The 12,435-nt window shown below is 61.1% G+C and carries 13 protein-coding genes; 4 read left to right on the top strand and 9 right to left on the bottom strand.

Annotation, left to right across the window (positions count from 1 at the left end):
• Positions 1–87 precede the first annotated feature (87 nt).
• Together MUU55_RS09095 and MUU55_RS29310 are read left to right on the top strand one after the other, a co-directional pair.
• A complete protein-coding gene (locus MUU55_RS09095; RefSeq protein WP_244760453.1) occupies positions 88–1,137 on the top strand; it encodes a polyamine ABC transporter substrate-binding protein in 1,050 nt (349 codons plus the stop codon).
• Entirely contained in the window at positions 1,124–3,487 is a 2,364-nt protein-coding gene (locus tag MUU55_RS29310; protein WP_244760452.1) for a putative bifunctional diguanylate cyclase/phosphodiesterase, read from the top strand. Before MUU55_RS09095 ends, MUU55_RS29310 begins: the two co-directional genes overlap by 14 nt.
• Positions 3,488–3,523: 36 nt before the next feature.
• Here MUU55_RS29310 and era read toward each other — a convergent pair whose 3' ends face one another.
• The 8 genes from era to rpoZ all read right to left on the bottom strand — a co-directional run bounded on the left by era (position 3,524) and on the right by rpoZ (position 10,200).
• Complete coding sequence (gene era / locus MUU55_RS09085) at positions 3,524–4,468, bottom strand: GTPase Era (RefSeq protein WP_244760451.1); 945 nt, start codon at positions 4,466–4,468, stop codon at positions 3,524–3,526.
• Positions 4,469–4,477: 9 nt separating this feature from the next.
• The gene (gene rnc / locus MUU55_RS09080) at positions 4,478–5,197 is read right to left on the bottom strand and encodes a ribonuclease III (protein WP_244760450.1); all 720 of its coding nucleotides are present in this window, start codon (positions 5,195–5,197) and stop codon (positions 4,478–4,480) included.
• Entirely contained in the window at positions 5,194–5,964 is a 771-nt protein-coding gene (gene lepB, locus MUU55_RS09075; RefSeq protein WP_244760449.1) for a signal peptidase I, read from the bottom strand. Before lepB ends, rnc begins: the two co-directional genes overlap by 4 nt.
• Before the next feature lie 67 nt (positions 5,965–6,031).
• Positions 6,032–6,442 carry a holo-ACP synthase gene (gene acpS, locus MUU55_RS09070; protein ID WP_244760448.1) on the bottom strand — a complete coding sequence of 137 codons (411 nt, stop codon included), beginning with the start codon at positions 6,440–6,442 and terminating at the stop codon, positions 6,032–6,034.
• On the bottom strand, positions 6,439–7,035 hold the full coding sequence (locus tag MUU55_RS09065) for a DUF2062 domain-containing protein (protein ID WP_244760447.1): 597 nt from the start codon (positions 7,033–7,035) through the stop codon (positions 6,439–6,441). The genes acpS and MUU55_RS09065 overlap by 4 nt, the downstream gene beginning before the upstream one ends.
• A 99-nt stretch (positions 7,036–7,134) precedes the next feature.
• Entirely contained in the window at positions 7,135–7,287 is a 153-nt protein-coding gene (locus tag MUU55_RS09060; RefSeq protein WP_244760446.1) for a DUF3563 family protein, read from the bottom strand.
• Between the two features lie 168 nt (positions 7,288–7,455).
• Positions 7,456–9,687, bottom strand: coding sequence for a RelA/SpoT family protein (locus MUU55_RS09055; protein WP_244760445.1), 2,232 nt, complete (start codon positions 9,685–9,687; stop codon positions 7,456–7,458).
• A 108-nt stretch (positions 9,688–9,795) separates the two neighbouring features.
• On the bottom strand, positions 9,796–10,200 hold the full coding sequence (gene rpoZ / locus MUU55_RS09050) for a DNA-directed RNA polymerase subunit omega (RefSeq protein ID WP_244760444.1): 405 nt from the start codon (positions 10,198–10,200) through the stop codon (positions 9,796–9,798).
• A gap of 411 nt (positions 10,201–10,611) precedes the next feature.
• Here rpoZ and MUU55_RS09045 point away from each other — a divergent pair, with 411 nt between their 5' ends.
• Together MUU55_RS09045 and MUU55_RS09040 are read left to right on the top strand one after the other, a co-directional pair.
• The gene (locus tag MUU55_RS09045) at positions 10,612–11,187 is read left to right on the top strand and encodes a LabA-like NYN domain-containing protein (protein WP_244760443.1); all 576 of its coding nucleotides are present in this window, start codon (positions 10,612–10,614) and stop codon (positions 11,185–11,187) included.
• Positions 11,188–11,418: 231 nt separating this feature from the next.
• The gene (locus MUU55_RS09040) at positions 11,419–11,895 is read left to right on the top strand and encodes a hypothetical protein (RefSeq protein WP_244760442.1); all 477 of its coding nucleotides are present in this window, start codon (positions 11,419–11,421) and stop codon (positions 11,893–11,895) included.
• A 59-nt stretch (positions 11,896–11,954) separates the two neighbouring features.
• Here the strand turns inward: MUU55_RS09040 and smpB are convergent, their stop codons facing one another.
• A complete protein-coding gene (smpB, locus tag MUU55_RS09035) occupies positions 11,955–12,434 on the bottom strand; it encodes an SsrA-binding protein SmpB (RefSeq protein WP_117369261.1) in 480 nt (159 codons plus the stop codon).
• Position 12,435: the final 1 nt, after the last annotated feature.

Below are 12,435 nucleotides of genomic sequence, written 5' to 3'. Positions count from 1 at the left end.
TGGACAAAAACAGGAGCTTACCGGTTGTAACGCTTCATAAAGTCTTGCCGCCTATCTTGTCCCCGTAGGGGAAACGGGGCCTTCGGCATGCGCGGCGCATTTTTTGCAGCAGTCTCATTGACGGCCGTCGCCACGGCTTTCCCCGCAGGCGCGACCACGCTCAACCTGCTCATTTGGGAATCCTATATCGACGAGCAGATCCTGAAGGATTTTTCTGCCGAAACGGGTGTCGAGGTCCGCCAGACCTTCTACGACAGCGGCGATGTTCGCGACGAAGTCCTCGCCGATCCCAACAGCAATGTCGACGTGGTCGTTACCAACGAGAACGGTGCCCGGCTCTATGGCAACCGCGGCGTCATCATGGCGCTGGACACCGCGAACGTGCCGTCGCTGAAGGACTATGCCGACACCTGGACGAAGCGCTGCGGCGGCTTCGGCGTGCCCTATTTCTGGGGCACGATGGGCATCCTCTACCGCTCCGACAAGATCAACACCCCGCCAAGCTCGTGGGCGGACATGATGAAGCCGGCGGAAAGCCTGCGCGGCCATATCGCCATGTATGACGATCATGCCGAAGCCTTCGTCGCCCCCCTCGCCCTGCTCGGCAAATCCGTCAACGCCAATGACAACAATACGCTGAAGGCGGCCTACGAGCTAATGAAGGCGCAGGTGCCCTATGTGCTCACCTACGACTATGTCATCACCTCCATCCAGAGCGCCGACAAAGGGCCGAATATCTGGATGGCGCTCGGCTACAGCGGCGACCAGTACACGCTGAACGACAAGGTCTCCTCGCCGGGCCTCTGGCGCTACGTCGTGCCGAAGGAAGGCACGCTCTCCTGGCTCGACTGCGTTTCCGTCAGCGCGCGCTCCGAAAACAAGGATCTCGCGCTGAAGCTGGTCGACTATATCAGCAATGCGAAAAACGGTGCCCGCAACGCCATCAAACTCAACATGCCGACCGCAAGCACCGCCGCGCTGGCGCTGCTGCCGGAAGACATGCGTTCCAATCCCGAAATCTATGCCGCACCGGAAATTCTGGCCAAAAGCCAGTTTCAGGAGGAGCTGACCGTGCAGTCGGTCCAGGCCCGCCGCCGCATCATCAGCAGTTTGGCTCAAATCAGTGACGCTCGGTAAACGCGCCCTTTCCCTCATCTTTCCGGTCGTTCTCGCGGGCTACGTGCTCGCCGCATCGCTGATCTATTACGTGCAGAGTTCCTCGGTCATCGGGTTGGAGCGGGCACGGCTCTGGCAGCAGATGGGGCTGTTGACGGCCGTCTTCCAGAACGAGGTGACGCAGAACCGCAGCCTCATCTATTCGCTCGTCGAGGGCGGAGCCGTGCGTCTCTTCGTCAACGAGCCGGACGCCGCCTATCGCAGCAACGCGCTCGGCGTGCGTCTGCAGCAGAGCATTACCTCGCTCTCCGACGACGGCAAGAAGTTCATCTCGGTCGCCATCGTCCGCCCGCCGCTGACGGTCGACTACTATTACGAAAACAGCGACGATCCGTTTGCCGAGATCACGCCGCAGCAGATCGAACATGCCCGCCAGATGATCGCCAGCCCGCGGCTCTCCTCCTGGAGCTATCTCGATGTGAGCGGCATCGAACCGCTGATCGTACACTCGGAATTCATCGATCCGCTCACCTTCAACCGCCCCGTGGCGAGCGCGAAGAACGGCGCGATCCTGGTGCAGACTGCGGTGCGGCCAAAACTGTTCCTCGACATGAAGCGGGCGCTGGAAAAGGAGTACGGTGCGCAGATCGAAATCGGCCGGCACCAGCTCCTCGCCCAGGGTGCGCTTTCGGCGACGGCCACCCTCAGCCCCTCGCTCTTCGCGCGCCTGACGCCCGACCCAGCCTTCCTTGACAACCGGCTGTGGACGCTGAAGTCCCTGCTGGCGGTCGGCGCGATCGCGCTCAGCCTCTGCACCATCGCGCTGGTTCTCGGCCTGGTGCGCCGCTACATCACCAATCCCATCGCCAGCCTCGACCGCCAGCTTACCGATGTGATGACCGGAAACCGCAGTGCGCTGCCGGAGATGAACGAAGCCGGTGAAATCGGCCGCCTTTCCGCTAACGTCAAGCGCCTGCACGACCACTCGAAACAATCCTTCGACCTCGTGCAGAACGCCTCCTGGACGGACACGCTGACAGGCATTTCCAACCGCGAATATTTCAACATCCGCTCGACGCAGATTCTCGAAGAGGCAGAAGCCGAGGACATCGGCTGCACCCTGCTCTTCATCGACGTGGACAACTTCAAATTCGTCAACGACAAACACGGCCACAAGATCGGCGACGAATTGCTGAAGACGCTCGCCGCCCGCATCTCCGCCATCGTTGCCCGTGCGGTTTCCGAGCGCGGCCTGCCGGACGGGCTTTTTGCCCGCCTCTCCGGCGACGAATTCGCCATCATGCTGCGCTGCCAGCCGGGCAGCGGCACGATCACGGAAACCTCGAACCGCATTCTGGCGCTGTTCGGCGAAGGTTTCGAGGTCTTGGACAAGGCCTATCCCGTTACGGCCAGTATCGGTATTGCCGTCTATCCCGAAGACGCCCGCACACTGCCGGAACTCGTCGCCAATGCCGACGCGGCGATGTACCAGGCCAAATCGCAGGGCAAGAACGGGTCGGCGCGCTATTCCCGCTCGCTGCACGAAAAGCGCAACCGCCAGCGTCGCATCGAGGAGGAACTGCGTGTTCTGGATCCGGACCGCGAATTCCACCTCGTTTACATGCCCATCGTCGACGGTCACGGCAAGGTGATAGGCTGCGAGGCGCTTCTGCGCTGGAACTCCCCGGTTCTCGGCCGCGTGACGCCCGACGAATTCATCCCTATCGCCGAGACGACCGGCCTCTTCAGCAAGATCGACTGGTGGGTCATAGACCGGGCAATGGGGGAATACGCCCAGATCAAGAAGCTTTTTGGCGCCGAGACGATCCTCTGCATCAACATCTCGTCGGCGGAACTCTACACGAAGTCGATCAGCGACCATTTCTGTGACTGTGCGGATCGCCATGGCGTGGATGCGCGCCATATCGAAATCGAGCTGACGGAAACCTTTGCCGTCAAGCTCGGCGAACAATCCCGCCGCAATATCGAAATCCTGCGCAGCCGCGGCTTCCGCATCTCGATCGACGATTTCGGCGCCGGCTATACCTCGGTGCAGCAGATCATCGAGTACCCGGCCGAGACCATCAAGCTCGACCGCGAGCTGGTCGAAAGCCTCACCCGCTCCGCCGCCCTTCCGACGCTGCGCGCGCTCGTGGCGCTCTGCCATGCGCAGGATATGTCGGTGATTGCCGAAGGCGTCGATACGACGGAGAAGATGGGCCTGCTCGCCGCCGCCGGCTGCGACTTCTACCAGGGCTACCTCATCTGCCAGCCGCAACCGCTTGAAGATCTCGGCATCTGGGCGATGCAGCGACTGGTGGAAAAGGCACGCGAAGTTGTGAAAAGCCCGGAGCGTCGAGCGCGGGCCTAAAACAATGGGGGCTGCATCGCAGCCCCACTCTCAAAATCACGATGTCGGGAAATCCAGGCCCATTTCGCGGAAGCGAGCCGGGTCGTCGCCCCAGTTTTCGCGCACCTTCACGAAGAGGAAGAGGTGCACGGTCTGCTCGAGGATTTCAGACAGCTCCTTGCGGGATGCGGTGGAGATCGCCTTGATCGCGTCGCCGTTCTTGCCAAGCGCGATCTTCTTCTGGCTGTCACGCTCGACATAGATGACCTGTTCGATACGCACCGAACCGTCCTTGCGCTCTTCCCACTTTTCCGTCTCGACATGCGAGGAATAGGGAAGCTCCTGATGGAGACGCAGGAACAGCTTTTCGCGCGTGATTTCGGCCGCGAGCTGGCGCATCGGCAGGTCGGAAATCTGGTCTTCCGGATAGTACCACGGTCCTTCGGGCAGTGCGCCGGCGAGATAATCCATCACGTCTTCGCAACCGGAACCGTTCAGCGCCGAGATCATGAAGGTGCGCTCAAACTTGACGACCTCGTTGACGGCAGCCGTCAGCTTCAGGAGGTCCTCCGGCTTGACGCGGTCCACCTTGTTCAAGACGAGGATTTTCGGCTGGTGGACTTCCTTCAGGCCTTCCAGGATCGTTTCGGCGTCGCCCTTCAGGCCGCGCTCGCTGTCGATCAGGAACATGATGAAGTCCGCATCCTTGGCGCCACCCCAGGCGGTCGTCACCATGGCGCGGTCAAGCCGGCGGCGCGGCTTGAAGATGCCGGGCGTGTCCATGAAGACGATCTGGGCGTTGTTGTGGATGGCGATGCCGCGCACGATGGCGCGCGTCGTCTGCACCTTATGGCTGACGATCGACACCTTGGCGCCGACGAGGCGGTTGACCAGCGTCGACTTGCCGGCATTGGTCGCACCGATCAGCGCCACGAAGCCCGAATGGGTCGGGCCCGCGCCAGTGTCGCCATTCTCGGCGGGGATGTTCGTTTCTTCGGTCATGATGTCCGTTTATTCCGCGCCGCTGCCCTTGGGCCAGACGCCTTCGCGTTCCAGAATCTTCGTTGCGGCCGCCTGTTCCGCGGCCCGTTTCGAGCGGTCGATGCCGGTTTCCGGCTTCACGCCCTTGATCTCCACCGTCACGGTGAAGCGGGGATCGTGATCCGGGCCGGAGCGCTCGTCCACCTTGTAGTTCGGCGTCAGGCCGAAGCGGGCATGCGCCCATTCCTGCAATTCGGTCTTGGCATCGCGCCGCGCGCCTTCCGCGCGGGCCGCCCTGCCCTCCCAGTTGCGCAGGATGAAGCCGCGCGCGGCTTCCAGCCCGCCATCGAGATAGATCGCGGCGATCAGCGACTCTATCACATCGGCGCGCACATTCAGCATGGCTTTTCCGGTGAGCTTCTTCACATCCGCACCGGTGCGGATGAAGCGGTGCAGCGCAAGGTCATCCGAGACCGCCGCACAGCTTTCAGCGCTGACCAGCTGGTTCAGGCGAACGGAAAGCTCGCCCTCCTTGGCATCGCGAAAGGTGCGAAACAGCATCTCGGCGACGCAGAGCCCGAGCACGCGGTCACCAAGGAATTCGAGCCGTTCGTAGTTGCTGCCTTTTCCCGGCCGGGCGCTCGCATGCGTGATCGCCCGGTCGAGACGGTCCTTGTCGGTGAAGGCGTAGCCGATCAGCTCCTCGAGAGCCTTGCGGTTGACGTCGTTCAGCGGAATGGCGCCCTTCATTCAACGACCTTGAACAGGCGATCCCAGCGCAGGTTCGTCGGCCACTTCCAGATTTCGCTGAACGCGGTGTCATGGCCAAGCGAGAAGAAGATCAGGCTGGCGCGGCCGATGAGGTTCTCGGCCGGAACGAAACCGACATCGAAACGGCTGTCGGCCGAGTTGTCGCGGTTGTCGCCCATCATGAAATAGTGGCCGTCGGGTACGATGAATTCGCGCGTGTTGTCGCCAACCGTGCCGGGACGGGTGTCCAGCGTGTCATAGGCAACGCCGTTGTCCAGCGTCTCGCGGAAGACCGGAACGTCTTCGCCGGTGTCGTACTGGTCGTCGGCGCGGAAGAAGCCGTTGTGCTCGCGCGGGACGGCCACGCCGTTGATGAAGAGCTCGCTGTCCTTGACCTGGACGCGATCGCCCGGCAGGCCGACAAGGCGCTTGATGTAGTCGATATCAGGGTTCGGCGGGAAGCGGAACACGACAATGTCGCCACGCTTCGGCTCGCTTGCGAAAATGCGGCCGGAGAACAGGTTCGGCGAGAACGGCAGCGAATATTTCGAATAACCGTAGGAGAACTTGTTGACGAAAAGGTAGTCGCCGACAAGCAGCGTCGGCATCATGGAGCCGGAGGGGATGGTGAAGGGCTGGAAGAGCACCGTGCGGATCACCACGGCAAGCAGCAGCGCCTGGATGATGACCTTGACGTTTTCCCACAGGCCGCCTTCGGCCTTTTCAGTCTTCTCTGCCACGCCGGACTTTTCCTTATTTGCGAACATGGGGCCCTCTATAGAGGAAAGGTTGTCTGTTGGAAATCACGTCGGTCAAAAAGACGCGGGATACTGGTTATCCGGGCGTTCCGGCCGGCAGCGCCTCGATGATCACGAAAGCTTGTGCAAGTGGAAAGTCGTCGGTGATGGTGATGTGGATTCGCGCCTCGTGACCTTCGGGAAGCATCTGCCTCAGTCGTTCGAGCGCACCGCCCGTCAGCTTCATGGTCGGCTTGCCGCCCGGCAGGTTGACGACACCCATGTCCTTCCAGAACACACCCTGCGCCAGACCCGTTCCAAGCGCCTTGGAACAGGCCTCCTTGGCGGCGAAGCGCTTGGCGTAGGAAGCCGCGCGGTTCTTGCGCCCGTCGGACTTAGCCCGCTCGATCTCGGTGAAGCAGCGGTCGGTGAACCGCGTGCCAAACCGCTCCAGCGACTTCTCCACCCGGCGGATGTCGATGAGGTCGCTGCCGATGCCGATGATCATGGGGTCGTTTCTCCGGGGGAAAATGCGGTTGTTCGGGTCGGGGAAAGGCCGGCACGCGCCAGAAGGCGCGCGTGACGCCGCGCCTTGAAGGAGCGCACGGCAAACCGCGTCACGCCATAGGCGATAGCGGCCGTCACGAGGCCGAGAAGACCTGCGCCGGCAAGCATCGGCTTCAGCACCGGCTGCCAGAGTTCGGACAGTTGCAGGTGCTCCAGCCGGTGGAAGAGTTCAGCGGCCGTCACCGCCTCGCTGGAGGTGATGCCGAGAAGGGCCTCGCCGACGCGGAACGTCGCGAGCGCAATCAGGGGAATGGTGAGCGGGTTGGCGATGGTCGTGGCGAGCGCTGCAGCCAGCAGATTGCCGGCCATGAGATAGGCGAGCGCCATCGCCAGAATAATATGGAAACCCAGGAGCGGCGTGAACGCAGAGAACATGCCGGCGGCAACACCTGCGGCAACCGCGTGCGGCGACGCGGAGAGACGCAGGATTCGCTTCGCAAGATAGCGCGCCGGACGCGTCAACCCCTTGCGCGGCCAGAAGAATTCGCGCAACCGGTCGGCCATCGAGGCCTTTTTTCGGCGTCTGAACAACATGCCCAAGACATAGCCGATCCGTTAGTGGCATTTCAATGGCGCCATCATAGCGCCCTGATCGGCCGTGGCGCACCCGGTGCGCCACTGGATCTCAAGACCTTAGAAGGACTTGCGGAACAGGCCGCGGTCGATCTGACGCTGGCGATATTCCAGGTCGATACGGTCGATGGCGCTGTTGAGATAGGCGATTTCGCGCTCATCGGCGTTCGGAACGCGCAGGGCGCGGGCAAAGTTCTTGATCTGCTTCAACATGGTAAACCTCTTTCGGTTACCTCCCGACGCAGAAGATAGGGTGAGACCCCTTTTGGCACCAGCGACACTATTCCAATACAGCCATGCGCAATGCGCATAACGACTGGTCAAATGTTGGGCAAACCTGCCTTAATCAGGGCAGGCTGCCATATTTTTGCATGGAAACCGTCATGTAAACACGCGACTGATCGTCGAGACGCACTGAAGCTCCTTGAGCTGGCCCATCAGCTGGTTCAGCTGGCGGAGATCCCAGACCTCGAGATCGATGTGCACCTCTGTGAAATCCGTCGCAACGCGCGTCATCGACATGGAGCGGATATTGACGTCGCTGGTGGCGATCGTCTGGGTAACTTCGGCCAGCGTGCCCGGCTCGTTCAGCGCGTTGATCATGATGCGCGCCATGAAGCGGGTGTTGTTGGCCTCGTCGAGATCCCAGCGCACGTCGATCCAGCGCTCCGGCTCGTCGTCGAACTTCTGCAGCGCCGGCGACTGGATCGGGTAGATCGTGATACCCTTGTCCTTCTCCATGATGCCGATGATACGATCGCCCGGCACGGCGCCGCCGGCGGAGAAATGCACCTCGGCATTGCCGGAGAGGCCGCGGATCGGCAGGGCTTCAGGACCGGCTTCGGCCTCTGCACCCTCGAGCGCGGATTTCGCCTTGCCGGGCAGCTTGAAGACCATGCCGGCGGCGCTGCGCATGTTGAACCAGCCCTCCTCCGTGTTGGGCTTCACCGTCACCCGCTCGTCCTGATAGTCCGGGAAGACGGCCCGCAGCACGTCGAGCGAGGAGAGTTCGCCACGGCCGACCGAGGCGATGGCGTCCTCGACGTCCTTCTGGCCAAGTCGATGCAGCACGGGCTTCAGACCGTCCCGCGAGAAGGATTTGCCGGCGCGGTCGAAGGTGCGCTCCAGGATACGGTAGCCGAGGCCGGAATATTGCTTGCGCACGGCGGCGCGGGTCGCGCGGCGAATGGCGGCGCGCGCCTTGCCGGTGACGACGATCTCTTCCCAGGCCGGCGGCGGCACCTGGATGCCGGAGCGGATGATCTCGACCTCGTCGCCATTGGAGAGCCGCGTGACGAGCGGCATGATGCGGCCGTTGATCTTGGCGCCGACGCAGGTATCACCGATATTGGTGTGCACCGCATAGGCAAAGTCGATGGGTGTGGCGCCGCGCGGCAGGGTAATCAGCTGCCCCTTCGGGGTGAAGGTGAACACCTGATCCTGGAAGAGCTCGAGCTTGGTGTGCTCGAGGAATTCCTCCGGATTGTCACCTTCGGCCAGCGCTTCGATCGTCCGACGCAGCATGGCATAGGCGTTGGAGCGCGGCGACGTCGTGCGCACCTCGCCGATCACCACTTCCTTGTCCTTGTACAGCGAATGCGCCGCGATACCGTATTCGGCGATCTCGTGCATGCGCTTGGTGCGGATCTGCAGTTCGATGCGCTGGCGCGACGGGCCGACGATGGTGGTGTGGATCGACTGGTAGTCGTTCTGCTTCGGCGTCGAGATGTAATCCTTGAACCGGCCGGGCACGACGCGCCAGCGCGTGTGCACGATGCCGAGCGCGGCATAACAGCCGGGAACGTCATCGACGAGGATGCGGAAGGCGTAGACGTCGGACAGCTGCTCGAAGGACAACGACTTCGACTGCATCTTGCGGAACACCGAATAGGGCGTCTTCTGACGACCCTTGACCAGAGCATCCTCCAGGCCGTTGACCACAAGCAGTTCGCGCAGCTCGTCCTCGATCTTGCGGATCAGGCCCTCGTTGCGGCGGGACAGTTCTTCCAGCTTGTTGGTGACGGTCTCGAAGGCTTCTGGATTGATGTGGCGGAAGGAGAGGTTTTCCAGCTCCTCGCGCATGTCCTGCATGCCCATGCGGCCGGCGAGCGGCGCATAGATATCCATCGTCTCCTCGGAAATGCGGGCACGCTTCTCCGGCGTCATATGATCCAGCGTGCGCATATTGTGCAGCCGGTCGGCGAGCTTGACGAGCAGCACGCGCACGTCGTCGGAAATGGCAAGCAGCAGCTTGCGCAGATTTTCCGCCTGCTTGGCCTTCTTCGAAACGAGATCGAGCTTCTTGATCTTGGTGAGGCCTTCGACCAGCGCGCCGATATCCTCGCCGAACAGTTCGTCGATCTCACCACGCGTCGCACTGGTGTCCTCGATCGTGTCGTGCAGCAGGGCCACTGCGATCGTCGATTCGTCGAGGCGCATGTCGGTCAGGATGGCGGCGACTTCGAGGGGATGCGAAATATAGGGATCGCCGCTCGCCCGCTTCTGCTGCCCATGCTTCTGCATGGCATAGACATAGGCCCTGTTCAGCAGGGCCTCGTTGACGTCGGGCTTGTACTTCTGAACCCGTTCGACGAGTTCATATTGGCGCATCATTCTCGGTCGGCTCCCTCCCCGCGCGGCGGGGCAAAAAAAAGTGCGCCCCGACCATAAGAGGGGCGCACCGGCATTCGCAATATCAAAGGCTTCGGTAAATTACCGAAATCAGTAATCGTCGCTCTTTTCCGGCGGTACAAGACCTTCGATGCCGGCCAGCAGCTCTTCTTCCGACATGCGGTCGAAGGTGATGGTTTCCGGCTGGTCCTCGTCCTCGTCAGCGGTCGCCGTCGTGGATGCGCTGTCGGCAGCCAGGCTTGCCGGATCGGGCTCGGGCTCGTCCACTTCGACATGCTTCTGCAGCGAGTGGATCAGGTCTTCCTTGAGGTCGTCGGGCGAGAGCGTCTCGTCGGCGATTTCACGCAGAGCAACGACCGGGTTCTTGTCGTTGTCGCGGTCGATGGTGATGGCGGCACCCTGCGAGATGAGGCGGGCGCGATGGCTTGCAAGCAGAACCAGCTCGAAGCGGTTGTCTACCTTGTCAATGCAATCTTCAACGGTGACACGGGCCATTGCCTGTCCTTTGTGATCGAGAATTTCAGGAGTTTGCATGCCCGATACAGGCAAAGCAGGAAAAATTCAAGTTTTTCCTTCCCCTATCCCCGCGATCGCGTGTCATAAGGCTGCCCATGTAATTTATGGTTGAGTCCTGACGTTACGGTAGGCAAAAAGACCAAATATCTGACAAATAGGGTAAGGTGCGGGAACTGTTCTTCAATTCCGAAGCCCTTGAAATTGCTGAAACGATGCCGGTGACAAAAATCGTATCCGCAACCTAGGTTTGCTTGGAAAGCGTGTTCGGCTGCCCTAAATGAAGATTATATGAAAAAGAGTTAATTCAACCGGCCAGTGCATCCGGAAACGCCGGAACATGTTCAAAACCGAACCGTTTAGCTCAACTTCTACTTAAAAGGATTTTCCGACATGTTCGACCCCCGCGAGAAAATCGCACTCTTCATCGACGGTGCAAATCTCTATGCGGCTTCCAGGACACTCGGCTTCGACATTGACTACAGGAAGCTTCTGAAAGCCTTCCAGAAACGCGGCTATCTGCTGCGCGCCTATTACTACACCGCCCTCATCGAAGACCAGGAATACTCCTCGATCCGCCCGCTGATCGACTGGCTCGACTACAACGGCTACAAGGTCGTCACCAAGCCCGCCAAGGAGTTCACCGACTCACTCGGCCGTCGCAAGATCAAGGGCAATATGGATATCGAACTCGCCATCGATGCCATGGAGCAGTCCGAAACCGTCGACCATCTCGTGATCTTCTCCGGCGACGGAGATTTCACCACCCTCGTCGAGGCATTGCAGCGCCGGGGGCGCAAGGTCTCCGTTGTGTCTACCATGCAGACCCAGCCGCCGATGATTGCCGACGACCTGCGCCGCCAGGCCGACTACTTCATCGACCTCGGCACACTGAAGGCCGAAATCGGCCGTGACCCGTCGGAGCGCCCGCAGCGCACGGTGGAGCCTGTAGACAACGTCGCCGAGTAAGCCAATCTCCACCGTCTTTTCATTAACGTCCCAAGCCGGGACGTTAATGCGTTCAGGCCACGCACGTCGATTTCTCCCGACAACGTCCAGTTCCAAAGCCCTGAATTCCGGCACTTTCAATGCTTCGTTAAACATTGAATCAAATGCGCCTGCCGGCCATTAATGTTCCGCAAGGTTCTCCTGATATTCCCATTGCCGTACAGTCATTTCGCATTGGGACATCAAGGAAACATGGTGGACGCAGTCTCGCTTTCGGGCAACAGCTACCGGGCAGCATCGAACGCGCTTGAACTGCGTTCGGCAACGCCTGCGATAGAAAACCGTCCTGCGGTTTCCGCCCTTGCCGCTCTCACCGTGCCGCAGCCGATCACGCAGGTCTCGACACCATCGGAAACCGCCGAGGACATCGGCGACCTGAGCTTTCTCTATGCGCCGAACGGCCAGCCGGGCATCTCGAACGTTCCCGCCTATGCCGTACCCGCCTCCCAGGCGACGGGCGAAGCGCGCATTGCAGCCGAACGCAACCCGACGGCCCGCCTCGCCATCGAGAGTAGCGACCTCAACGCCCTGCTCTCGTCCTTCCTCGCCCCGCGCACACCAAGCGCCAACCCGGCCCCCTCGCCGGACGTGCCGGCGGAAACGAACGGCGCCGAACTTGCCCGCGCTGCCCAGCAGTCGGTCATCGCGCAGCTCTACGCGCAGTTCTAAATTTCATCGTGAAATCGGGATACGCGCCGGCGTGATCGCCGGCGCTTGAGAAGAAAGCGTCAGCCGCGATCGCGCAGCAGACGGCCCTTCTGGCGGTTCCAGTCGCGTTCCTTCTCCGTCTCGCGCTTGTCGTGCAGCTTCTTGCCCTTGGCGAGCGCAAGCTCGAGCTTGGCCCGGCCGACATCGTTGAAATAGACTTTCAGCGGCACGAGCGTCATGCCCTCGCGGTTGATCGCGACGCGCAAACGATGGATCTCGCGTTTGGAAAGCAGCAGTTTGCGACGGCGGCGGGTCTCGTGGTTGAAGCGGTTCGCCTGAAGGTATTCCGGCAGGTAGGAATTGATCAGCCAGATCTCGCCGCCCTCATCGGATGCGTAGGATTCCGCGATGTTCGCCTTGCCTTCACGCAGCGATTTGACCTCCGTGCCGGTCAAAACCAGACCGGCCTCGTAGGTGTCTATGATCTCGTAGTTGAAGCGGGCCTTGCGGTTTTCCGCTACAATCTTCTTGACCGTCGCCGGGCGTGCTTTTGTTGCCATA

This window comes from Shinella curvata (assembly GCF_022899935.1).
Taxonomy (GTDB): domain Bacteria; phylum Pseudomonadota; class Alphaproteobacteria; order Rhizobiales; family Rhizobiaceae; genus Shinella; species Shinella curvata.
Note: the sequence above shows the minus strand (reverse complement) of the source record. Positions and strands in the feature narration are given on the sequence as shown.

Coding starts and splice junctions, on each gene's coding strand:
- MUU55_RS09095 (WP_244760453.1), top strand. CDS start 88: ATGCGCGGCGCATTTTTTGCAGCAGTCTCATTGACGGCCGTCGCCACG.
- era (WP_244760451.1), bottom strand. CDS start 4,468: ATGACCGAAGAAACGAACATCCCCGCCGAGAATGGCGACACTGGCGCG.
- rnc (WP_244760450.1), bottom strand. CDS start 5,197: ATGAAGGGCGCCATTCCGCTGAACGACGTCAACCGCAAGGCTCTCGAG.
- lepB (WP_244760449.1), bottom strand. CDS start 5,964: ATGTTCGCAAATAAGGAAAAGTCCGGCGTGGCAGAGAAGACTGAAAAG.
- acpS (WP_244760448.1), bottom strand. CDS start 6,442: ATGATCATCGGCATCGGCAGCGACCTCATCGACATCCGCCGGGTGGAG.
- MUU55_RS09065 (WP_244760447.1), bottom strand. CDS start 7,035: ATGTTGTTCAGACGCCGAAAAAAGGCCTCGATGGCCGACCGGTTGCGC.
- MUU55_RS09060 (WP_244760446.1), bottom strand. CDS start 7,287: ATGTTGAAGCAGATCAAGAACTTTGCCCGCGCCCTGCGCGTTCCGAAC.
- MUU55_RS09055 (WP_244760445.1), bottom strand. CDS start 9,687: ATGATGCGCCAATATGAACTCGTCGAACGGGTTCAGAAGTACAAGCCC.
- rpoZ (WP_244760444.1), bottom strand. CDS start 10,200: ATGGCCCGTGTCACCGTTGAAGATTGCATTGACAAGGTAGACAACCGC.
- MUU55_RS09045 (WP_244760443.1), top strand. CDS start 10,612: ATGTTCGACCCCCGCGAGAAAATCGCACTCTTCATCGACGGTGCAAAT.
- MUU55_RS09040 (WP_244760442.1), top strand. CDS start 11,419: ATGGTGGACGCAGTCTCGCTTTCGGGCAACAGCTACCGGGCAGCATCG.
- smpB (WP_117369261.1), bottom strand. CDS start 12,434: ATGGCAACAAAAGCACGCCCGGCGACGGTCAAGAAGATTGTAGCGGAA.